The sequence below is a fragment of the Halanaerobium saccharolyticum genome, assembly GCF_003053565.1.
Lineage (GTDB): Bacteria > Bacillota > Halanaerobiia > Halanaerobiales > Halanaerobiaceae > Halanaerobium > Halanaerobium saccharolyticum_B.
The window spans coordinates 24,673-47,987 of record NZ_QAXS01000026.1; the positions used below are offsets into that span (position 1 = coordinate 24,673).

Here is a 23,315-nt window from a genome sequence, read left to right on the forward strand (position 1 = left end):
CAGTTAGAATTTGGATTTTTAAATTTGATCTGTTAATTATTTAAAGTAAATTAAATTACTTAATCGTTTCTATTATATTTAAAAATTTATCTACCTCGGCTTCAGTATTAAAATAACCGGGGCTGAGCCTCAGCATTCCAGTTTTATCTGTGCCCAGACTCTGATGTAATAAAGGAGCACAGTGCAGGCCGCCCCGCAGCTGAATATCATATTCCTGCTGCAGTTTAAAGGCCAGTTGGTTGGAGCTCAAACCCTGATGATTAAATGCTGTCACAGCTGTTCTATTTTTAGTCTCTTTTTTTCCGTAAAGTTTTATCTCAGGTAGATCAGTTAAACCGGCAATCAGCCGCTCAAGCAGAGTCATCTCCCGTTGATGAATCCTGGCAAGGCCTTCATTTTTGATAAACTTAATTCCTGCCGCCAGACCAATTATTCCAGGTGTATTAAGGGTTCCTGCCTCCAGATAATCCGGCATTATTTCAGGTTGAGTAATGCTTAAGGAATTTGTTCCGGTTCCACCTTCTTTTAAAGGCAGCATAGACTTGGGATCTCTAACATATAAAGCACCAACTCCTGGTGGTCCAAATAATGACTTGTGGCCCGGGACTGCTAGAAAATCAATTTTCAGCTCCTCCACATCAATAGGAATCACTCCCGCTGTCTGGGCTGCATCAACTAAAAACAATATTTTTTCTGCAGCAGCTATTTCTCCAATTTTTTTAAGATCATTAACTGTCCCCAGAACATTGGAGGCATGAGAAATTACAATTAAACGGGTATTATCTTTAACAGCATTTATGATTCCCTGATAATCAATTTCTGCACTTTCCGGGTCTATATCTATGTAATCTACTTCAATTGCTTTCTCAATTTTTAAGCGCTCCAGCGGTCTCAGCACCGAGTTATGTTCCATCTTTGAAGTTATAACATGATCTCCTCTTTTTAAAACACCCTTAATTACAGTATTTAAAGATTCAGTTGCTCCAGAATTGAAAACTATATGAGCAGAATCATTAACTCCAAAAAAATCAGCCACTTCTTCCCTGCCTGCAAAAACCTTTCTGGCTGCATCCATACTTTTCCCAGAACCTGAACGACCGGGATTCATGCCTGAGTTTCTAAAAAATGTGTCCACCGCCTGATAAACAGACTCCGGTTTGGGCCAGCTGGTAGCAGCATTATTAAAATATATCATTAAATTTACACCGCCTTTTAAAAACTGTCTTAAATAATTAATTCTTTTTATAGCCTGAAAAACCTTTATTTAAATTTAGCTATCTGACTGAAAATGTTCATTTATGTTCACGCACCCGGTGCGTGAACATAAATGAACATAAAAAAGCCCCTGCGCTAAGACAGGAGCCTTCTCTTGGAGATTATTCAATTAAAGCGAACTTTATTTATATTTTCTAAAGATTTTCCAGGTCAGCTTTTACTTCTTCTACCAGACGGTCAATTTCCTGATAATCCTCTTCTGCCCCGTGGCCTTTTGCAACAACTGGATCATAGAGTTCTACCTTTAAGTTAGGCATTAGCTCTAAGAGCTTATCAGTCATTCTGCCTGCCCAGCCGTAAGAACCAATAATCGAAGCATAACGGGTTTTTGGCTTTAAGACATTGGCCAGATAAGCTGCATATACTGCAGATGGATGTGGTCCGGTTAAAACGGTTGGAGAACCAAAGATTACAGTTGATGCATCGACAAGTGAAATTGCCAGATCACCTAAATCAACATCGGCCAGATTAAAGGGTTTAACTTTAATTCCCTCATCAATCAACCGACTGATAAAGTATTTTATTAAATCATCAGTACTGCCGTGCATTGAAACATAGGGCACTACAACTTCTGGCTTAACCTCATCACTAACCCATTCCTGATAGGCTTCTAAAATCATTTCTGGATTATCATAAATAGGACCGTGGCTGGGAGCAATCATGTCAATCTCATAGTCTTCTAATTTAGCCAGATTCTTTTTGATAATCATTCTAAAAGGCATCATAATCTCAGCATAATATCTTTTGGCAGCCTTATAAACCTCACTATGATCTTCTACAAATAGATCACTGGTTGCCAGGTGAGAGCCAAAGAAATCACAGGGGAATAAAATATTTTCTTCCTGCAGATAGGTTGACATGGTTTCAGGCCAGTGAACCCAGGGAGTATCAATAAACTCTAAGGTGCGGCCACCCAAATCAACAGTCTCACCATCTTCAACTACTCTAATCTGATCAGAATCAAGATCAAGCAGGTCTAAAAGCATTGGCTTTGCTTTTTTGGAACTTAAAACCTCAGCTTCCGGAAACTTCTCTAATAAATGAGGAATAGACCCTGAATGGTCCTGCTCGGCATGGTTGGAAATAATGTAATCTATTTTTTCCACCCCGAGATCATCTAAATTATCTAAAAAGTCTTGAACAAAATCAGGCTCTACTGTATCAATAATTGCATTCTTTTCTTCACCTTTAACAAAATACGAGTTATAACTTGTACCATCAGGTAGAGGAATCAACTCATCAAACAACTTGCGGTGCCAGTCAATAATTCCCACACTGTAAATATCATCTTTAACTTTTCTAAACATTTAAAACTCCTCCTTATATTCTTATACTTTTTGAAAGTTATTATAATAATTATAAATATGTACAGACAGAATTAGCCTGTCAATACATATTATATTAATTCCGACTTCTTTTGTCAAGTTTATTATATGCCTTTTATTTTATTAGTTCTGTGAGCTATGTCACAGAAAAAATGCCCTGATTTAAATTCAAATCAAAAGGCATTAGAATTATTTTTTATTTATCTATAGGTAACACTATCTAGATTGGCTTCATATAAAACATATTTATCAAAGTTATTTTCAATTTCCACAGTTATTGAAGCCGGCAGATTATAATTTTGATAATCTATATAATCATCATAATAAGCTTTGAGGCTAACTCTGTTTCCATCGAAATTAAATTCATCAGTCGTAATAGAAATTAATTTTCCCTGTTCATTAAAATCAAGAACATAATTAAGTTTTCCAGAAGTAGTATTCAACTCCAGAAGTGTCCGGTTATTGCTCATGTATCTATAATCTATACTGCCGCTTGCTAAATAATAATAAGGAAAATAAACTGCATCAATAATCATCCGGCTCTTTAGAAAAGGTAGAGCACTCTGTCCGTAAACTTCCTGATTATTTTTAATTCCCATATATTTGAATTCATAAATCTGTTTATCTCCAATCGATACCTCTCGCAATTTATTAAAAGTAACCCGATTTTCATCAATAAACCACTCACTGACAAACTCCTCGTTTTTTAAATTGTAAAATGATTTGACTTTAAAATCAAACATCTCACCATATTTATCCTTACGGTATTTGCCAGAATAATTGAGATTAACATAAGTTGATAAATTTCTGTGATCCGGAATACTGGCCTGAATATATCTTCTTAAGGAAGAAGGAATAGAAATACTATTTGGATTTGGAATCGAAAGATTATCACTGAGTGTATATCGTCTCTGCATAGAGCTGACATCCTGCTCATACTGGCGGTCAAGATAGAGATTGGCCAATACTGTATATATTGAGAATGAAATTATTATTAAAAGTACTAGAATCAATATTTTTTTTAGCAAGATAATCACCTCTATTTATTATTTTAGATAAAATAACAGATCTTTCTATTAACGGCTTTTAAACAGGCCTTTGCAATTGCTAAGGAAATATTATTATTTACATGAACAGCTCCAACTAATTTTTCCTGTTTTAAATTGTTTTCGGGGTTATACATTGAAATTTCAGCAATTACCAGCTCCTCTTTGCCTTTGATCGTAAAAATATCATCAACAATAAGCTGCAGCTTAAAATCTAAATATTTATTTAAAATAGTTAAAACAGATCTTCCAATCAATTTTTCTATGCTTTCTCCAATTTGAGCTTCAAAACTTTCTTTGATTTCCTGCCCATTGATTTTCATTTCCACATTACAGCGGGAGCGATTATTTTCAGTATAAATTGAAACCAGTTCTATTCTTTCGCTGGAAAATGTGTCAGCAGCCTCTGCAAAATTACTGTCGATCCTGGCAATACTGATCTTTTTATGGTCTATTTTAAAATCTTTGTGCACCAGACAGACTGTTTCAACATCTCTAACAATCCTTTTAGGATCTCTTTTCTTATCAGCTATAATGTGGATTTCGTCTATCTGATCTGCACCTGTTAAATTACAGGAGACTACCCCTTCAAGTTCCTGAATCAATTTTTTTATTTCTGTATTCATATTCAGCTCTCCCCTTTTTAACTTTTTCGGTTTAATATTCAAGCGACAACTCTAATTTCCTGATTTTTTCTTCACTTTTAAATTTATCATCAAAATATCCATCTCTGATTAATTTAATCATTTTCTCGGCAATTTCCGGATCGAACTGTCCCCCGGCGCATTTTTTAAATTCCTCAATGATTTCTTCTTTGGTCATCGGCGGTTTATATGTTCTGCCGGTAATCATTACATCCAGTGAATCACAGGCCGTTAAAATCCTGGCTCCTACCGGGATTTCTTTTCCTTTCAGACCTTCAGGGTATCCTCTACCGTCCCAGCGTTCATGGTGGTATTTAATTACATCTAATTCTTTATTCAAAATATCTATATCCTTTAAAAGTTGATATCCATATTCTGTATGTCTTTTAATTTCTTGATATTCCTGTTCGCTTAATTTATCTGAACTTCGCAAAATATCATCGTCAACATAAATTTTACCTATGTCATGAATTTTAGCAACACTTATTATTTTTTCTGATTTAGCCCATGATAAATCCATTTCATCACATAGATGATATGTATATTTAGCCACTCGTTCACAGTGACCTTCAGTATAATGGTCTTTTGAGTCAATTACTTTTAAGAAACTTTCGATTATTTGAGTATAGGAGTTCAGTTGTTGTAGTCGAGAATAGAAAAAATCTTTAATTATAAATAATAAAATTATTACAAGAGCAAATAATATCTTTCCAAAATAAAAATAAGAGGCTAATAAAATAAGACCTACAAAATAAGATGTAATTAAATTTTTCGAAAGTTCTCTAAAATAACTAATTAATGAAAGATTATTTACATCATTTTCTGCAATCCTAATAACTATATAAACTAAAGTGTTATTGATTATAAAATAAATAATACTTGCCAGTAAAATTGATAAAAAAGGGAAAGATCCACTATCTAAAAGTGGCCTTGCCAGTTTAAATGAAAATGCTCCAGAAGCTGCAGCTAAAAATAAAACAAATCTATTAAACAGAAACTTATACCAGACAAAGTTTCTTTTCAACAATCTAAATTCAATTGAGCCAATTGCTGACAAAATAGCTGTCCAGAAGGGATTTAAAAACATAAAGCCAATAATTACTATGGGAAGATTCATAGAAGTATTAATTTCTGTTAAAGAATTAAAAAACATACTCATATTATTAACTACCAGTAAAGAAATAATTAAAAATATAATTTCACCCAAATTGAAATCTTTAATATATATAAATGCTAAACTTAATCCAAGTGAGATAGTTATTATAAAAATAAAAGCAAGATAAATTTTTAGTTTTTTCTTCATTATGAACCCTCACATTCTTTTTAAATATCCGGCAGCAGAATAAAAATTTTAACCACTATTTTATCTCCAGTGACTGGTTTCAGCTAATACAGAAATAGCTGTACCAAATGTAATTAAAGCTGTTGTGATAGCAACATAAAACTTTTTCATTAAGATTCAGCTCCCTTCGTTATTTGTATTTCTAAGCTCATTTACGAAGGTAAGCTCGGCTCATTTTATTTAAGCTAGTCTCTCTCTGCTGCCAGATTACTCTTTAATATAATTCAATATTATTGGCAGAAGTCCTCTTTTTTAGAGCAAAAAAAGTGCTTTAATAGCTTTATTAATAAGGATTACCATTAATTTTTATAATATTATAGTATATTCCAAAAGAAAAAGTCCTGAGAAAAATTCTCAGAACCTATCAGCTTACTACTTTTATTTTAATAAAAATTACTAATTCAGCGCGGGTTACATATTTCGACATAAATCGGGTGGTTCACGGTGCGTGTACGTTTTAAAGATTCGGTTCGGTCATCTTTTTAGGATCCACGTGTTTTTCGAATTCCTCGGCAGTTAAATAGCCAAGACTTACTGCAGCTTCTTTTAGGCTTGAATCCTCTCTAAAGGCCTTCTGAGCAATCTCTGCTGCTTTATCATAGCCAATTACCGGGTTCAATGCAGTAACCAGCATTAAACAGCTCTCCAGATAGGACTCGATCTGATCTTTATTGGCTTCAATTCCTTTTAAACAGCGCTGATTGTAGGAACTGACAGCATCACCGAGCAGTCTGATTGACTGCAGTATATTGTAAATAATTAGAGGTTTAGCAACATTGAGCTGAAAATTGCCGCTGCCTCCACCAAGATTAACAGCTGTATCATTGGCCATTACCTGAGCTGACGCCTGAAATAAGGCTTCTGCCTGAGTTGGATTTACTTTTCCCGGCATTATTGAACTGCCGGGCTCATTTTTAGGAATATTAATCTCACCGACACCACAGCGGGGACCGGAGGCCAGCCAGCGGGTATCATTGGCCAGCTTCATTAAAAAAGAAGCTGCTGTTTTTAAAACCCCACTCAAATTAACAAAACTATCATGAGCTGCAATTCCGGCAGATTTGTTTTCAGCAGCCACATAATTATTTTCTGTTTCCAGATTAATATACTTAACTGCTTTTTCGGCAAAGCCTGCTTTGGTATTTAAACCCGTACCAACAGCGGTTCCTCCCAGAGGCAGTTTTTTTAAATATTTAAGACTATCTTTGAGCATCTGAGTAATATCGCTTAGCTGAGAGGCATAAGCTGCAAACTCCTGTCCCAGTGTAATTGGGGTTGCATCCATCAGGTGGGTTCTCCCCACCTTAACCAAATCGGCATATTTTTCCGCCTTCTCTGCCAGCACTTCCTTCAAATCTTCAAAAATCGGAAGCAAAAAGTCTTCCACTCTGCCGACAGCCGCCAGGGCCATCGCAGTTGGAAAAGTATCATTAGATGACTGAGACATATTAACATCATCATTGGGATGAACTGGCTTTTTACTTCCCGGCTCTTCTCCTGCCAGCTCTGAAATTCTATTTGCCAGCACCTCATTGACATTCATATTGGTCTGAGTACCGGAACCGGTCTGCCAGAGAGAAATGGGAAAATGCTGATCCAGTTCCCCAGCTATTAATTCCTCAGCTGCCCTTAAAACATAATCTCTTTTTTCTCTACTGATCAATCCCTGCTCATGGTTGGCCAGCACAGCCGCCTTTTTGACAATCCCATAAGCTCGAATTATTTCTAGCGGCATTTTTTCTTCACCAATTGGAAAATTCTCTACAGCCCTTGCTGTCTGTGCTCCATAAAGTTTATCAGCCGGTACTTTTACTTCCCCCAAACTATCCTTCTCAATTCTGTATTCCATAAAACACCTCATTTAAATTTTTGACTTAAACATAAGACTTAAACATAAACATTATCATCTTTTTCGTCACTATCAGCTGCTTCTGATTTCTGAGCAATTTCTGCTTCTTCAGCTGCCTTTTCCTCTTCTTTTTTCTCATCTTCCAGCTCCAGCTCTTCTAACTCACGCATTACCTGCTTTTCCTTTTCCGGGTCTACCTTATATAAATTTGTTTCTTCTTCAGCTTCGGCTTCCTGCTTTTGAGAACTTTCTTTCATATCAGCAGCAGCCGGATTTTGAGCAGTAATTAGAGAAGCTGCCCACTTGCCACAGCGGTCACCAGTTACTGCAATAACCCTTCCATCTGCAATAACTTTAATCACTTCACAGTTATTTGCACAGTCCTCACATTCAAAACTTATAGTTTCAAATTTTTCCTCAGTTAAATCAAAACCTCTAAAATTTGTTTTCTCTCCACTACGCTTAATATCTCTTTTAGCCAGCATTGCAATTCCAATCGCACCCATTACATCATGATGTTCAGGAACAATTACTTCAGCTTCAATCTCTTCTTCAAAAGCAGATTTGATACCGATATTGGCTGCAACTCCGCCCTGAAAAATAAATTTACCCTCTAAGACTCTATTTCTAACCAGGTTATTCATATAATTTCTGACCAGTGCTTCCGATAAACCTTTAATAATTTCTGGTTTGGTAAAGCCATACTGCTGTTTTGAAATCATATCAGATTCAGCAAAAACAGTACAGCGGCCGGCAATCCTAACATCCCGCTCTGCCTCCAGAGCCAGGCTGCCAAATTCTTCAATCTGAATTCCCAGTCTTTCTGCCTGATGGTCCAGAAAAGATCCGGTTCCAGCTGCACAGACAGTATTCATGGCAAAGTCAACCGCAATTCCATCTTCTACAATTATTAATTTAGAATCCTGACCACCAATTTCAAAAATAGTTCCGGCATCAGGATAATAATAGGTTGAGGCTCTGGCATGAGCAGTTATTTCATTTTTAACTGTATCAGCTCCGAGAACATAAGCAATTAACTGTCTGCCACTCCCGGTAACTCCAACTCCACTGATTTCATAATTAGCTAAATCAACTTCGTCCTTAAAATCTTTAAGTCCTTCTTTAACCAGATCAATTGGACTACCTGAGTTGCGGGTATAAAGCTTAAAAACAAGCCGGTTATCTTCATCTACTGCAACAATATTTATACTAACTGAACCAATATCTACTCCCAGGTAAAGATTTTGCATCTACATGACCTCCCTCATATCTTTTTCTTTGATCATATCCAAAAATGCTTCTACTCGGGTTAGTACATTTGCATCAGCGGTCTGCTCATCGATAGAAATTGTTAAGACTGGAATCTCATATTTTTCAGAAAGGTCGTCAATTACACTCTGTGAAACAAGCTCCGGCAGACAGCCAAAGGGTTTAAGATGAATAATCCCATCAAATCCTCTCTCCTTAAAATCAATAGCATGTCCGATATTACCCCGGGCATGACCCCCAATTTCAATCTCTATAAATTCTTCTCCCTTTTTTTCTATCTCCTCAAGCTCTTTACCGGTAAAAGGAAAGGCATTTTCTCTAATCCAGTCAGTTAAATACTGGGAGCGCTCAACTTCAAAACCAAAGTAATTGACTTTTTCCTCAATCTGATTGTTGATTGACTGCTCCAGGACCACATAAATTTCTCCAATAATGCCTATTCGATAGCGATCTTCTTCAGCAGGAATTGAATCTTTAAATTCATTTAGTTTAGTTAAATATTTATTTTTAGTTTTTTCAATATCCCTGGCGGATTTAATCTGATAAAATTCTTCCTGAGCATCCAGCCAGATTCTATTGATAACTCCATTCTCATTATATGCTCTTAAAACTTCTACCTGCTTTTCTACTTCATCTAATGCTTTAGTCAGCTCATAAACAATTTTAATTGTCCGGGCCACCTGCAGCCAGGAACTGCTGCCCTTAAGCTTTTTTACAATCTCATAAAAGTAGCGGTAATCATCACGCGGAGAATCAATCACAATAATTTCTACCTGATCATAACCTAAATCTCTAAGAATTTTTTTATGTACTTCACCATAATAGCCAGCACGACAGGGACCATGTCCGCCGCTGGTCACCAGAGTATCCACATCTTTTTCCATCAGCTTTAAATAAATGCCTGTTATCACTTTAAAAGGAAAACAGGCAAACTCAGGGCTGTGTTTTACTCCCAGATCAATAATCTCTTTATTTGGTTTTGGCGGCATAACAACATCATGACCCAGTAATTCAAAAAGCTTTTTATAGACAATTGTTGGCCCCATATAAGGAAAGGATAATCTCATCTTTTTACTACTCCTTTTTTAATCTGAGTAAATCAATAAAAGCTTCAATTCTGGTAATAATATGGCTTTCTCCAGTCTGTTCATCAATTCTTAAGGTCATAAAAGCTTTGTCATAATCTTTAGCATCAATTTCGAGAATCTGCCCCAGCATCGAATCCGGCCCACAACCAAAGGCAGTAAGATGAATCACTCCATCTATTTCCTGCTTCTTAAAATAATGCTCGGCTGCTCCGTAAAGCTTATTGGTAAATTCCCAGAACATGGGCTTTCTCAGCTCAGCAAGCTCCTTTTCAATAATATCTTCTCTGACCATAGAAAAAGTATGAACCCGCACTCCCATTTCCTTAAGTTTATTAGTGATATCCATATTTATGTACTGATCATAAACATCATAGACATAACCAATCAGAGCAATATCAACAACTTCCTCAGTTGTAGAAGAATTCAGTTCCTCTTTTTGACTCTGAGGCAGTTTTGAACTATTTTCAAATTTTGAAATAAGTTTTTCCAGCACCTCAATTTTTTCTACTCCTAAAAAATCATCAACTAAATAACCTTTATAAAGTAAATTTCTGTACCGCTGCCAGAACTCTGCTGCTTTTTTGAGAGCAGTCTCCATCTCTTTTTTAGGAATTTTGAGCTCTTCTGCCAGTTTTTTGTGATTGGAAAATTGAGAAATATCATCACTTTCAGCTTCAATGATATCTGCAATCACTTCCGCCTTCAAAGAAGGTAGAGAATGTCTGATCATATCCGGCAGCCCTAAAAACTTGGGGCATAAGACTACATCTTCTCTAATAGTTCTAAATCGAGGCAGGAAAATGTAATCAACTTCTTTTTTGTCTAAATTTAACACATGACCAATCATCACCTTAATTGGCACACAAATCTCAGATAATGATTTTTTTACCCCCCTGTCTAACAAATCCCTTGAGGTCTTATCTGAAATTACAACCTTCAGCTTCAGTTCCGAAAAAAGTTTAAGCCAGAAAGGAAAATAATAATAATAAAGTAGAGCTCTGGGTATTCCTATTTTTATATTTTTCATATTTAACCTCCAGAATCTCTGTTGAGAATTATTTATAATTTATAAATATTTTATAGCAATTATTAAATAATTTCAAGCCAATTAAATACAATCAGAGCCATCAATTAAAATAGCTCTTTTTAATCTAATTACTATATCCCAGGGATCTGGACATTTTTTGTGAATATTCGACCACCAATTTTGCCAGTTCATTCATTCGGCTTTCTGTCATTCTGGTTATTGGCGCTGAAATACTAAAAGCCGCCACAACCTCTCCCCGATGATTAAAAATCGGGCCAGCAATACAGCGAATGTCTTCTTCCTGCTCCTCATCATCAACTGCATAACCCTGCTTTTTTACCTTTTTTAAATGGCTTAAAAATTCTTCAACACTGGTAATAGTATTTTCAGTATTTTTTTCCATTCCTTTTTCCTCTAAGATCTCCCTCACCTTTTTTTCAGGCAGGTGAGCCATAATTGCCTTACCCAGACTGGTCGAATGAGCCGGAACTCTTTTTCCAACCTGAGAATACATGCGAATTGTGGCCGTGCTCTCAACCTTATCCAGATAAATAACCTCTCCAGAATCCAAAATCCCAAGGTGAATGGTTTCTTTAGTTTTCTGCATCAATTCTTCTAAATAGGGGCGCACTCTGATTCTACTGTCAATATCATTTAAAACTTTGGAACTTAATTCAAATAAATTAATCCCTGCAATATATTTATGGTTATCTTCATTCTTTTCCAGATAACCCCTAAATTTAAGAGTATCCAAAAGCCTGTAAACTGTGCTCTTGTGAATATCCAGCTCCCGACTGATTTCAGTTACTCCCATTCCATTCTCTTTTCCTACTATTAATTCCAAAATATCAAGTGCTCTATCAAGCGACTTTATTAACTGGTTTGGTTTTTTAGAAGCCATGATTCATTCCTTTCTAATCTCAAAATACAATAGTTTATTTTTTGAAAAATTTGCTGTTCTTCTCTAATACCTCGCTCAAATATCTCTGAAACCGTGACGGCCTTTTAGTTTTAATATAAAAATAGCCAATAGTTGAGGTGATCAAAGCACCAGCACAGTCTTCCATCAGATCAAACATGGTGTCGACAAGACCTGATTTCTGCATATTTAAGCCAAAAATAGTATCCATCCAGAATTCAAAAATCTCCCAGAAAACACCAATAGTTACTGCAAATGAAAAAGCAAAAACTGCTACAAAAATTGGACTTAAAACCACATCAATATTTTCATTTTTATTTAAAACATAGACCATTACAAAGCCAATAAAACCCATGCCCATCCCATAAATCAGATGCAGCATACTATCCCACCACCAGAAGCGGTAATAAAACTCTCGCTGTTCCCCCAGATACATTGAAGCAAATATGAAAACGATGATAATGAACTGAAGACCGGTAGGAATCTGCAGATAATTCTTATCAGTTAAGTAAGATGGTAGATAGATCAAAATAATTGCCAGTACTGAAGTAAAAAGGTTAAGCCAGTTTTCAGCTATAAAATTACCAACTACTGCGGCAAAAAGCAAAAAGAGAAAAAATCGTGTCAGATAAAGCTGTATCTTTTCCTGATCCATAAAATTTCCTTTCATTATTTAGATAAATCTTTTCCTGCTAGAATAAATCAACTTAACAAAATAGCATTTACTCAATAATTGATAAAATCTGATCCTGGTTTTTTTCTAGATCAGGGACATAACTTTTCATTAATTTTAAATTACCCTCGATTCTAAATTCTTCGGAATAAGCTGGAATCAGCACACTTTCAATTTCATCTAATTCAAGCTCCTGATCACCATAGATTAGTTTGCCTGATCCTTCGACTACTGTCAGGATATAAAATCTCTGCTGATCACCCTGATCCCGATAGGCTTTCTTTACATCGATAATATCAAGGGCAAATTTATCATTCAAACAGAAATAGCTGTAATCATAATCATCACCACAGACTTTAAGACCCTTTCTCTTTTCTGAACTTAATTTAAAATCAATAACATCCATTGCCTTTGACAGGTGCAGTTCCCTGCCGCGGCCGTAATCATAAACTCTGTAAGTTGTATCACTGCTCTGCTGAATTTCGGCCAGCATAATTCCAGCTCCTATCGCATGGAGCAGCCCGGCCTTAATAAAAAAGACATCGCCTTTTTCAACTTTAATCTTTTTAACATACTGATTAATCTCATCATTCTGGACTGCTTTTTTGAATTCACTTTCTGAGCAGTCTTCAGTTCCAATTACTAAATAAGAATCTTCATCAGCATCAATTACATACCAGGCTTCTGTTTTACCAGCCTCACCCGGGTATTTAGCAGCATACTCATCATCTGGATGAACCTGAATTGAAAGCTGAGCCTGTGCATCAAGGATTTTTAATAAAAGCGGAAATTCCTCTGCCTCTATTTCCTCACCCAGAATCTGCTGTGGATACATTGCTGTTAATTCTTTTAGGGTTTTTCCGGCAAGCTTTCCATTTTGAACAATACTCATTCCTGCTTCCTGAGCAGAAACATCCCAGCTTTCTCCAATCTGACCATCTACCTCTGGCAGATCATCTCTATAATTTTGAAGTTTCGTTCCTCCCCAGATTTTTTCTATATATTTGTGATCAAATTTTAGCGGATAAAACATATATTATTCCTCCCAATCTATATTTAAAAAATATTAATGTTTAAGTCTAAAAACATAAATAATTATTATAAACAAACAGTTTAGCCCTGCTTTATTTAAGCATTCAGTTTAACTTTTAATTTATCACCATCATTTATCTTTGCAGAAAGATTAACAGGTTCACCATTTAAAATCAACTGCATTTTCTGCTGCAGCTGCTTTGAGATCCCATAATTAATATAATCAAATACTCCTTCAACAGTTAAAGTGCGCGAAAAAGCTCTGATCTGATCTCCAGCCTGAATTTTGTAAGTTAAATCTACACTTTCTCCATTAACCTCTACTTCCCAGCGCTGGTTGGGAACACTCAGTTCACTGCCGTTGAAATAAAAATCAATTTCCTGATTACCTTTTTTCCGCAGTAAATTCCTGATAGTCAGACTCTCGTCTTCTTTTTCTTCAATCTGAAGTTTTAAACCAGCTTCTAAAGGACGATCAAGATCAACTTTTTTGCCTTCAGCTGTAGTCACAGAATAACGAGAGATTACTGCTTCCTCTTCTCTACCGTTGAAATTATATTTTATGCTTTCATTTTTAAAACTACCAGCAGGTAATTCCAGCAGCTGGGCCAGGGCATCCCTTACAGTCTCTGGAACTGTATATTCAATCTCAGCTCCGTCAACTAAATCCTGGTCTAAATTTACCAGACTGCCATTCTGAAAAACTCTGGTCCCAACTTTATTTTTAGTGCCGTTTAAATAGATCTGATAGCTGCACAAATCTGCAGCCGGGATAACATCCTTAATCTCTGCTTCAGCATTTTGGCCGGGTCTGCCGGCTTTAAAACTGATTCGGTCACCATTTGTTACCCGCTGCTTCAGTTTCGCCTCTTCCTGATTAAGCAGAATCTTAGCCGCAGTTCCCAGCTCACCTTTGACAGTCTTAAGCTCACCATTAACTGTCGCAGTAAGTCCCATTCCCGGTCGAGGACTGAGCTGCTCCATTTCGATATCAGCTGCCAGCAGTGTATCGGCAACTGTTGGTTGGGAGAGAGTAAGCAGATTAATTCGATCTCCATTTACCTCTACCTCAATAAAAACTGCCTTACTCTGTGTTTCCCTGGTGCTGACTGCAATCCCAAGTGGAGTTAAAGTCTGGGTAGTGTTGATCCCGCTTATCTCTCCTTCAATATTATTTAAGTCTTCTCTTTTTCTGATTCCAATTCTGCTTTCAATTATATCAATTTTTTCAGCAAACTTTTCCTTCAGCCCTGGTGTCAGACTTCCACCACCAATAAAAATCACAGCCTGTGGAGGTGCAGAATTGATTTCAAGAATACTTTCTGCAATCGAGCTGCTCAGCTGCTCCAGCTGTTCTTCAACTGCAGCCAGAACCTCATCTTTATTTAATTCCAGACTCTCACCCAAAATAGTTTTGACTGCTAAAACTTCATCTTCTAAGAGACTGCATTTTACCTTTTCTGCATTATTATAATCAATTAAAAACTTTTCTGAGATAATCTCTGTTATCTCATCACCGGCCACCGGTACCATCGCATAACCTGAAATAGAACCACTCCTAGTAATCGCAATATCAGAAGTACCGGCTCCTATATCAACCAGAGCCAGATTGAAATTACTCATCGCCTCTGGAATTACTACCTGAGAAGCAGCAATTGGCTCCAGAGTCAGGTGTTCAACTTCCAGACCAACTCTGTTAATTACAGAAAGCAGAGAATCAATAACAATTCTGGGCAAAAAGGTAGCAACAAGTTCAACTTCCATATTTTTACCCCGCTGTCCTAAAAGATGACCCAGTTCCATTCCGTCCAGCCTGTATTTGCGGACTGTATAGCCAACAAAGTGGTAATCTACTGCCTTAATTTTATTTTTCTTAGTTTCCAGCCCCTGACTTTGATAAGCCTGCTCCTGCTGCTGATCGTTTTTGAGCTCAGCCTGAGCCTTCTGAATAGTTTTTAATTCCAGAGTTTTGAGATCTTCTTCTTCTATATATCTGCTTCTTTCCAGCTCAATATTATGGCTTTTAGTTACTGTTTTTAGAGCTCTTCCCGCAGCTGCAATGGCCACATTTTTTAAAGTCAGCCCGGATTTTTCTTCCAGTTCCTTTTTTACTTCGGCCACAGCTTCTGCCACCCGGGCCACATTATGTATTTGACCATCAAGCATTGCTCTGGTCTGATGTTCTCGCACAGCAGAATTAACAATTTGATAGCCAGTTTCAGTTTCTTTTATTAAAATTCCAACAATTGTTCTGGTGCCAATATCCAGAGCAAAGGTAATCTCACTGGTCATAAAGATATTCCTCCCTGTAAACATTTAATAAAAATAAGTAAATTTAATTTTCCTACCTGCTAATTATATTCTATATTCAGGTAGATATCCCTTTAAATTAATCGAAGAAAAATCATCTGAAGCTGCTTAAATAAAGAAAACTATCTTCCCAATCAACTTAGAAAGATAGCTTAAAAAATCGGATTAAATTTTTATTTAAACCAAAGTATTTTATTAGAAAATATATTAAACAATCACCTTAGTAATTACAATATTCATGTGCTTTAAAAGATCCAGTTCCTTATCCAGCTCATTACCTTCATCATCTTCGATTAATCTGAGAACCGGTCTGGTCGGAAACCCTACATTCTGAGTTCTGACTACCGCCCGATGCCCACTGCTTAAAATCACTTCCGAACCATTGGGATAAAAAGAAACCTGAGGCAAAAACTTTTTAACCAGTTGATAATCAAAGAGCTGTTCTGTATGGTTCATAATATACTCAGCTGCTTTATAGGTCGGCCATCTATCTCTGTAAACTCGATCACTGGTTAAGGCATCAAAAACATCAGCAATAGCAGCTACCCGGGCAAATTCGTGGATCTCATCACCTTTAAGCCCTCTAGGGTAGCCGGAACCGTCAACCCGCTCGTGATGTGAGTAAACAACTATTCTTGACAGGGGACTAATTGACTCAATCTGCTGCAGGTAGTTAAATCCTAACTCCGGATGATTTTTTATTATTTCAAACTCATGATCTGTTAATTTAGCCGGCTTGTTTAAAATTTCCTCAGGAATAAGAGTCTTACCAATATCATGCAGCATCCCTCCCATTCCAAGTTTAAAAAGCTCACTTTTACTGTAACCGAGCATTTTACCGAGGGCTATACAGACCACACTAACATTTACTGAATGCTCATAAGTATAATCACTGGTGCTTTTTAGACTTACTAGATTTAATAAAACATCCTCATTTAGAACCAGCTCATCAGTAATATCTTCAACAACATTCTTTAAGTCATTAGTATTTAAATCTATAAAACCATTTTTGATCCTGTCAAAGGTATTGGTAACTATTTTCTTTCCGGTGCGCCTGGTGCTGTCTTTAATTGCATCATTGATTTCAATATCATATGAATACCTATCTTCAATGTAAAGATGTTTTATCCCCAGCTCTAGCAGCTTACTTTTATATTTATATAAATTATTAACACCTTTATTTAGTAGTATATTTCCATTTTCATAAATTGGTTTGGCTAATTCCATATCTTCTTTTAGATTTTCTGTTAAGACTAAGCGCATATACTATATAATCCTTTCCCCAAAATAGTTAAAATAATTTTCCCTAAAATATATTTTCTATAAAAATTGTTTAATCCCTCTTAAATTGCTAAAATAAAGCTTAATTAATTTATTTTAACTATTAAACAGATATTATTTTTTCTGGTGAACATTTTTATGGATTATCTGCTCCTCTTCTCTCGACTCAGAAACCCCCAGAGCTCCTCTTATTTTACAGTATTTAGCAGCTGTTTTCAATCCTTCAGCCAGAGCTTGATGATAATCTTTTTCGTTTTTTGCCAGAGAAGTTAAAAAAGCTGCTGTTAAGGCATCACCTGCGCCCAGAGTATCAACTGCTTCAACAGGCAGGGACTTTTCTCTAATTATTTCTTCTCCAAGCTGCATCAGAACCCCGTCTTCACCCAGGGTTAAAATAACAGCCTCAAGCTCAAACTGAGAAAGCCAGTCTAAAAAGGCTTCCGGGTCCTCCTGACTCTTACTTTCTGAGAAAAAAGCAATATCTACTCTGGGGATAATATCCTCAATATATTCCCTGTTTCTGAGGTAAGAAAAATCAAATGACAGTTTAGTCTTATAGTGCAGCTTTGGTAGGTAATTTTCAAAATAGGAATAAATATTACTGTGGACAATTTTAGAATTTTTGATAATCTCCAGCACATTTTTATTGATTTTTAAATTTTTATATACTCCCTTGTCAACAGCCTCAATAACCGCTTCCGAACCCTGACGGCGGACAATTGAAAGTGCATTCCTTCCTTTTCTAATATCATTAACAGGATAGGCAACCTTTTCTTTTTTTAAAGTTTCATATAAAAATTTAGCATTCTTATCTGTCCCAAAAACTCCATAATAAGCTGCTTTAGCACCCAGTCGTTTGGCGATCACAGCCGTATTGTAGGCGCCTCCCCCGGCATAAACTCTCTTTTCCTCCGGGTAATAGTCTGCTATATTATCACCTACAGAAAATATATCATACTGCATAATTATTCCTCCTCAGTTTTGATTGTTTTAGTTGAAATTATTCAGCCTAAACTTATTTAACCTTCCTATTAAACTCTGCAAATTCCTTAATCGGTTTGATCTTTTCAACAATTAATGGAATAACTACCAGCTGAATAACGATTCCTGGAATTCCAGTTACAAATGCCCCCTGCATAAAAGGAATAAAAGGCGGATTAAAATCAAAGATTGGTCCAACAGCTATTAACGCCAGTCCATAAACAAAACGTCCCAAAATCATAGCAGCAATTAAACTCAAATACATATTTTGAGATTTATTAGAATAAAGATAGCCAGCAACTAAACCAAAGGCTGCCAGTTCAAAAGCCATGAGAAAGGTAATCGGCGGCATCACTGGCGGCATTGCAAAAAGCAGAGTGCTGAACAGCGGGGTAATAAAACCGATTAAAGTTCCGTAAAAGGGTCCTAAAATTAGAGCTGTTAAAAATACCGGAATATGCATCGGAGAAATTAAATTTCCCAGAGTTGGACTTCCAGCCAGATTAACCAGCCGCGGTAAAATCAGACCCAGAATTAATAAAAAACTTGCCCAGACTAACTTTCTTGTTTTATTTTTCAAAGTGACCACTCCAAATTTTATATATTATTTAAATTGAATACTTTCAATCAGTTTTTCTATTAGCTGACGCTGTTCAGCCCTATTTTCAGCACCAGGTTCAAAACTCAATTTTAAAAGCTGCTGCTGATCTTTCTGACTAATAAAATAATCAAGCTTATATTCCTGACTGCGGTTTAACTGCAGCTGATAAATATCAAGCTGATCATCTGCAATAGTTCGTTTTTCCACCTGATAGCCATTTTCTTCAGCCTCGATGGCAGCATAATTAAACTGTTTGCGAGCCGTTTCCATAAAGTTTTTGGCACTCAAATCTTCAAAATAGATTTCTGCATTTAAGTTTTCAGCACTCAGCTGATATTTAAATTTGACCTCCTGTTTTAAAACCCTCGCTTCATTTAAATTCCAGTTTTTTGGATAGGAAAAGGAAATCAAACTGTTTTCAAAGTGACTAAACTCGTTTCTCTCAGGCATGGTTAAGCCCTGATCACTGCCTTCTCGATTATTATCTTCAGCAGCCTTTTTTGACTTCTGCTGAGCAATGTATTCCTTGAGATATTCAATTCTACTTTCCGGAATTGGATGAGTCTGAGTGAATTCTAAGAGCTTAAAATTATTACTGTTTTCTTTAAAAATCTGCATCAGCTCAATTAATCCCTTGGGATCATAACCACTGCGCATCATTAAGTCGACCGCATAGATATCTGATTCCTGCTCCTGTTCTCTGGAATAACCATTGGCAATTAAATTTTGAGCAACATTGGTCATTGTCTGGTAATCATTATCTGTAAAATGATTGAAAAGCAGATTTAATAGTGATAGCCCCAGGTTTCGTTCTAAATCCTCAGTTAGATGTTCTTCTACAGCATGTCCCATCTCATGTGCAATCAGACCAGCCAGTTGATTTTCGGTGCTTAATTTCTGCAGCAGTCCCTCAAAAAGCATTATATTACCATCACCTATATAATAGGCATTAATCGTCTGATCGTCAATATGGTGGACCTTAAATTCCTCATCCTTAAATTTATCTGCTACCACATTTGCCTCTAATCTTTTAAGAGTTTCATACTCCAGACTGCCAGCTCTAAATTCTGTAATTCTATATTCCTCATCTAAATCTTTATATAATCTCTCAGCTACATCTTTTTCATAATCAGAAAAAGCTGAAACAGTTGAAATACTAATGATACTAATTAAAAAGACTGTTAAAATTACTGTCAAAACTTTATCTAAAGCAAAATTTGATTTTCTCACTTTAAACCCTCCAATCTTTAGTAGTTTACTTATATATCTATTGTAATACTTTTTCGGCAAAAATAAAACCCCTAATTTAGAATTATTTTGCTCACTAAATCAGAGGCTATTTTTGAATAATTTTCTATTTAACTATTTTTATTTCTGAGCTAAAAACTTTCTTTCTTCTTTGATAACTCGTTTACTTTCCTCGAATGCCGGACCACCCTTAGTTGCATGCGAATTAACTGCAGCTTTGACAGCTAACTTTTCTTTTAATTTATCTGCATCAACCTTAAGGTAGTCTCCTAAAATTTCTTCCCATTCCGGCTGCCCAAGCTGATCGAGCTCTTTCTGCTTCTGGGAGGCAAATAAAACAGCCTCTCCGACAATTTGATGAGCCTGACGGAAGGGAATACCATTTTCAGCCAGAAAATCAGCCAGCTCGGTTGCATTTAAAAATCCTGTAGCTGCAGCCTGCTGCATCGCTTCTTTTTTGACTGTCATAGTCTTTAACATTTCCGGATATAATTCTAAAATCACCTGAAGTGTATCAACACTATCAAAAAGACCTTCTTTATCTTCCTGGAGGTCCTTATTATAAGCCAGCGGCAGTCCTTTAATGGTCAGCAGCAGCTGATTTAAGCTGCCGATAACCCGTCCAGTTTTACCTCTAACCAGTTCGGCCAGATCCGGATTTTTCTTCTGCGGCATAATTGAACTGCCGGTTGTGTACTGGTCGGCAAGCTCGATAAAGGAAAATTCTTTTGAATTCCAGAGGATCACTTCTTCACTTAAGCGGCTCAAATGCAGCATCAGATTCGAAGCAACAGAAAGAAATTCCAGCACAAAATCCCGATCACTGACTCCATCCATTGAATTTTCGCAGGCCCGCTCAAAGCCAAGCTCCTGAGCCGTAAAATCACGGTCTAAATTAAATGAGCTGCCGGCCAGAGCTCCAGAACCCAATGGTGAGACATTGATTCTTTTTAGAGCATCCTGAAAACGCTGATAGTCCCGCTTTAACTTAAAATAATAGGCAAGCAGGTGATGACCAAAGGTTAAAGCCTGAGCCCGCTGCAGGTGAGTGTAACCGGGCATTACAGTTTCTGCATGCTCTTCTGCCAGCTCAAGCAGCACCTGCATAAACTTAAGAATCATTTCCATTATCTGTTCGGTCTGATCTCTTAAGTAAAGCCTCATATCAACTGCAACCTGATCATTCCGGCTGCGGCCAGTATGGAGTTTACCTCCGACTGCACCAATTTTAGCAGTCAGTCGGGCTTCCACCAGACTGTGAATATCCTCGGCTTCCTTAAAATCAAAAGTTCCCGCTTCTAATTCAGCTTCAAGATCTTTTTTGACATCCTTTAAGCCTTCAGTTATTTTTTCCACCTCGGCAGCAGTTAAAATCTCCTGTTTACCCAGCATTTTAACATGGGCTAAGCTGCCCTCTATATCATATTCCATTAAATTTATATCAAAAGGAAGAGAAGCATTAAATTGATCCATCAGCTCAGATGTATTTGCCTCAAATCTTCCTCCCCATAATTTACTTTTTGCCATCTACTTCTCTTCTCTCTTTTTCTGATTTGCTACCTGTAAGGGTAAAGCCCAGAGGTTGATAAATCCGGGAGCTGATTTATGATCAAAATTATCACTTTCATCATAGGTAGCCAGTCCGTGATCATATAATGAATACTCCGATTTTCTACCTGCCAGGGTACAGTTTGCTTTGTAAAGCTTAACTTTAACTGTTCCGGTTACTGTTTCCTGAGATTTATCAACAAAGGCATCTAAAGCATCTCTTAATGGTGAGAACCAGAGGCCGTTATAAGTTAATTCAGCGTATTTAGCTGACATTTCAGCTTTGTAATTTTTGGTATCGCGGTCCAAAGTTAAATCTTCTAAAGCTTTGTGAGCAGTAATTAAGATTTCACCGGCTGGTGCTTCATAAATCTCTCTGGATTTAATTCCAACCAGTCTGTCTTCTAACATATCGATTCTGCCGACTCCGTATTCAGAACCAACTGCATTCAACTTTTCTACCAGGTCAATTGGGGACATTTTTTCTCCGTCAATTGCTACAGGAACACCTTTTTCAAAATCAATTGTAATATATTTCGGCTGATCTGGAGTATCATCTACATCTTTAGTCCACTGATAGGCATCTGCAGGTGGCTCAGCCCAGGGATCTTCAAGCACTCCACATTCAATACTGATTCCCCATAAGTTCTGGTCGATACTGTAGGGACTGTCTTTGGTTGCCTTAACCGGAATTCCATTTGCTTCTGCATATTCAATCTCTGCATCTCTGGAAACAAATTCCCAGTCTCTTAAAGGTGCGATAATTTCCATTTCTGGAGCCAGAGCTTTAAAGGAAACTTCAAAACGAACCTGGTCATTACCCTTACCTGTACAGCCGTGAGCTAAAGCATCTACTCCCTCTTTTTTTGCGATTTCTACCATTCTCTTAGAAATCAGCGGCCGAGCCAGTGCTGTTGCCAGGGGATACTTCTCCTGATACATTGCGTTTACTTTAAGTGCAGGGTAAACATAATCGGTAATAAACTCTTCTCTAATATCATCAATATAAGCCTTAGAAGCACCTGTTGCCAGAGCCTTCTCCTCAACTGCATCCCAGTCCTGAGGCTGGCCTAAATGAGCGGTATAAGTAATAATTTCTGCATCATATTTGTCCTGCAGCCACTTAATCGCCACTGAAGTATCAAGTCCACCTGAATACGCCAACAAAATTTTCTTAATTTCTTTTTCTGCCATTTTAAATATTCCTCCTTAGATTTTCTGCTCTCTTTTCAATCCTCAACAAATCAGACCAACAATTTTCTTTAAATATATTTTCAGCAAAAAAGCTGCTAAAAACTACAAAAACCCGCCTCCATATAATAGAGACAGGTTAATATCCGTGGTACCACTCTGCTTGATAAAATAATTATCCACTTTCAGCTAATTTAACGCAGTTCTACGTTTTTTCCTACTGAGTTCAGAAAAAAACCTCACAGATGCGCTTCAGAACCAGGTTTCGCTCGAGCTCTCACCATCCTCGATTCGCTGACTCCACAAAAATTCTTACTCTTCTGCTCACAGGTTTATTTATGTTTATTTTTAAGTATTATATAGTATTTAATTGCTGATTGCAAGAGATTTTGTGATATTTTATTGAACCAGGTCCAAAATCACCTTTTTGGACCTCGTCGTTTTGGACCTGGTTATAGTGAATTATTTATCATAATCTAATCTTAATCACTATACTTGGTATTTGAAAATACTATATCTATAAAGCAATAACAATTACTAGTATCATTGTCTCTGGTAATATTTTCTGATAGGCTCTTCGCTATTTAGTGTGGGTAATACAAATGGCATATATTAACATTAATGGTAATGCAAAATTAAAAATTAGCATGAATGCAGTTTGAAATT

Annotated in this window: 18 protein-coding genes, 1 pseudogene and 1 other annotated feature; all 19 genes and pseudogenes read right to left on the reverse strand. The window is 36.7% G+C overall.

Annotated features, from left to right (window positions below):
- Positions 1-55: 55 nt before the first annotated feature.
- A complete protein-coding gene (locus C8C76_RS10350; RefSeq protein ID WP_108141363.1) occupies positions 56-1,195 on the reverse strand; it encodes an aminotransferase class V-fold PLP-dependent enzyme in 1,140 nt (379 codons plus the stop codon).
- A 214-nt stretch (positions 1,196-1,409) separates the two neighbouring features.
- Positions 1,410-2,582: an FprA family A-type flavoprotein gene (locus C8C76_RS10355; protein WP_108141365.1), complete on the reverse strand. Its 1,173-nt coding sequence runs from the start codon at positions 2,580-2,582 to the stop codon at positions 1,410-1,412.
- Positions 2,583-2,800: 218 nt separating this feature from the next.
- The gene (locus C8C76_RS10360; protein WP_181248194.1) at positions 2,801-3,628 is read right to left on the reverse strand and encodes a DUF6544 family protein; all 828 of its coding nucleotides are present in this window, start codon (positions 3,626-3,628) and stop codon (positions 2,801-2,803) included.
- Between the two features lie 23 nt (positions 3,629-3,651).
- Positions 3,652-4,272 carry a hypothetical protein gene (locus C8C76_RS10365; protein ID WP_108141396.1) on the reverse strand — a complete coding sequence of 207 codons (621 nt, stop codon included), beginning with the start codon at positions 4,270-4,272 and terminating at the stop codon, positions 3,652-3,654.
- Between the two features lie 31 nt (positions 4,273-4,303).
- Positions 4,304-5,593, reverse strand: coding sequence for an HD-GYP domain-containing protein (locus tag C8C76_RS10370; RefSeq protein ID WP_108141369.1), 1,290 nt, complete (start codon positions 5,591-5,593; stop codon positions 4,304-4,306).
- Between the two features lie 496 nt (positions 5,594-6,089).
- A complete protein-coding gene (fumC, locus tag C8C76_RS10375) occupies positions 6,090-7,481 on the reverse strand; it encodes a class II fumarate hydratase (protein WP_108141371.1) in 1,392 nt (463 codons plus the stop codon).
- 284 nt (positions 7,482-7,765) lie between these two features.
- Positions 7,766-8,731 (reverse strand): annotated as a pseudogene (locus C8C76_RS10380) (acyl-CoA dehydratase activase); the annotation flags it as partial.
- A complete protein-coding gene (locus tag C8C76_RS10385) occupies positions 8,732-9,817 on the reverse strand; it encodes an acyl-CoA dehydratase activase-related protein (protein WP_108141375.1) in 1,086 nt (361 codons plus the stop codon).
- A gap of 7 nt (positions 9,818-9,824) precedes the next feature.
- Positions 9,825-10,865: an acyl-CoA dehydratase activase-related protein gene (locus C8C76_RS10390; protein WP_219909383.1), complete on the reverse strand. Its 1,041-nt coding sequence runs from the start codon at positions 10,863-10,865 to the stop codon at positions 9,825-9,827.
- 124 nt (positions 10,866-10,989) lie between these two features.
- A complete protein-coding gene (locus C8C76_RS10395; protein WP_108141377.1) occupies positions 10,990-11,766 on the reverse strand; it encodes an IclR family transcriptional regulator in 777 nt (258 codons plus the stop codon).
- 34 nt (positions 11,767-11,800) lie between these two features.
- A complete protein-coding gene (locus C8C76_RS10400; RefSeq protein ID WP_108141400.1) occupies positions 11,801-12,439 on the reverse strand; it encodes a hypothetical protein in 639 nt (212 codons plus the stop codon).
- 67 nt (positions 12,440-12,506) lie between these two features.
- Complete coding sequence (locus C8C76_RS10405) at positions 12,507-13,490, reverse strand: type I phosphomannose isomerase catalytic subunit (protein ID WP_108141379.1); 984 nt, start codon at positions 13,488-13,490, stop codon at positions 12,507-12,509.
- A 95-nt stretch (positions 13,491-13,585) separates the two neighbouring features.
- Complete coding sequence (locus tag C8C76_RS10410) at positions 13,586-15,781, reverse strand: cell division FtsA domain-containing protein (RefSeq protein ID WP_108141381.1); 2,196 nt, start codon at positions 15,779-15,781, stop codon at positions 13,586-13,588.
- A 225-nt stretch (positions 15,782-16,006) separates the two neighbouring features.
- Positions 16,007-17,062 carry an HD-GYP domain-containing protein gene (locus C8C76_RS10415; RefSeq protein ID WP_108141383.1) on the reverse strand — a complete coding sequence of 352 codons (1,056 nt, stop codon included), beginning with the start codon at positions 17,060-17,062 and terminating at the stop codon, positions 16,007-16,009.
- Between the two features lie 132 nt (positions 17,063-17,194).
- Complete coding sequence (locus tag C8C76_RS10420; protein WP_108141385.1) at positions 17,195-18,043, reverse strand: PfkB family carbohydrate kinase; 849 nt, start codon at positions 18,041-18,043, stop codon at positions 17,195-17,197.
- Between the two features lie 52 nt (positions 18,044-18,095).
- Positions 18,096-18,641, reverse strand: a complete 546-nt coding sequence (locus C8C76_RS10425; protein WP_181248195.1) for an ECF transporter S component — start codon at positions 18,639-18,641, stop codon at positions 18,096-18,098.
- Between the two features lie 24 nt (positions 18,642-18,665).
- Positions 18,666-19,892 carry a M48 family metallopeptidase gene (locus tag C8C76_RS10430; RefSeq protein WP_258222477.1) on the reverse strand — a complete coding sequence of 409 codons (1,227 nt, stop codon included), beginning with the start codon at positions 19,890-19,892 and terminating at the stop codon, positions 18,666-18,668.
- 138 nt (positions 19,893-20,030) lie between these two features.
- Positions 20,031-21,437, reverse strand: a complete 1,407-nt coding sequence (gene argH / locus C8C76_RS10435) for an argininosuccinate lyase (protein ID WP_108141391.1) — start codon at positions 21,435-21,437, stop codon at positions 20,031-20,033.
- Positions 21,438-22,652: an argininosuccinate synthase gene (locus tag C8C76_RS10440; RefSeq protein ID WP_108141393.1), complete on the reverse strand. Its 1,215-nt coding sequence runs from the start codon at positions 22,650-22,652 to the stop codon at positions 21,438-21,440.
- Positions 22,653-22,776: 124 nt separating this feature from the next.
- Positions 22,777-22,986 (reverse strand) — a binding site (T-box leader).
- Positions 22,987-23,315: the final 329 nt, after the last annotated feature.

Excerpts from the sequence above, each read along its gene's own strand:
- C8C76_RS10350 (WP_108141363.1), bottom strand. The coding sequence starts at position 1,195 with ATGATATATTTTAATAATGCTGCTACCAGCTGGCCCAAACCGGAGTCT.
- C8C76_RS10355 (WP_108141365.1), bottom strand. The coding sequence starts at position 2,582 with ATGTTTAGAAAAGTTAAAGATGATATTTACAGTGTGGGAATTATTGAC.
- C8C76_RS10365 (WP_108141396.1), bottom strand. The coding sequence starts at position 4,272 with ATGAATACAGAAATAAAAAAATTGATTCAGGAACTTGAAGGGGTAGTC.
- C8C76_RS10370 (WP_108141369.1), bottom strand. The coding sequence starts at position 5,593 with ATGAAGAAAAAACTAAAAATTTATCTTGCTTTTATTTTTATAATAACT.
- fumC (WP_108141371.1), bottom strand. The coding sequence starts at position 7,481 with ATGGAATACAGAATTGAGAAGGATAGTTTGGGGGAAGTAAAAGTACCG.
- C8C76_RS10385 (WP_108141375.1), bottom strand. The coding sequence starts at position 9,817 with ATGAGATTATCCTTTCCTTATATGGGGCCAACAATTGTCTATAAAAAG.
- C8C76_RS10390 (WP_219909383.1), bottom strand. The coding sequence starts at position 10,865 with ATGAAAAATATAAAAATAGGAATACCCAGAGCTCTACTTTATTATTAT.
- C8C76_RS10395 (WP_108141377.1), bottom strand. The coding sequence starts at position 11,766 with ATGGCTTCTAAAAAACCAAACCAGTTAATAAAGTCGCTTGATAGAGCA.
- C8C76_RS10400 (WP_108141400.1), bottom strand. The coding sequence starts at position 12,439 with ATGGATCAGGAAAAGATACAGCTTTATCTGACACGATTTTTTCTCTTT.
- C8C76_RS10405 (WP_108141379.1), bottom strand. The coding sequence starts at position 13,490 with ATGTTTTATCCGCTAAAATTTGATCACAAATATATAGAAAAAATCTGG.
- C8C76_RS10410 (WP_108141381.1), bottom strand. The coding sequence starts at position 15,781 with ATGACCAGTGAGATTACCTTTGCTCTGGATATTGGCACCAGAACAATT.
- C8C76_RS10415 (WP_108141383.1), bottom strand. The coding sequence starts at position 17,062 with ATGCGCTTAGTCTTAACAGAAAATCTAAAAGAAGATATGGAATTAGCC.
- C8C76_RS10420 (WP_108141385.1), bottom strand. The coding sequence starts at position 18,043 with ATGCAGTATGATATATTTTCTGTAGGTGATAATATAGCAGACTATTAC.
- argH (WP_108141391.1), bottom strand. The coding sequence starts at position 21,437 with ATGGCAAAAAGTAAATTATGGGGAGGAAGATTTGAGGCAAATACATCT.
- C8C76_RS10440 (WP_108141393.1), bottom strand. The coding sequence starts at position 22,652 with ATGGCAGAAAAAGAAATTAAGAAAATTTTGTTGGCGTATTCAGGTGGA.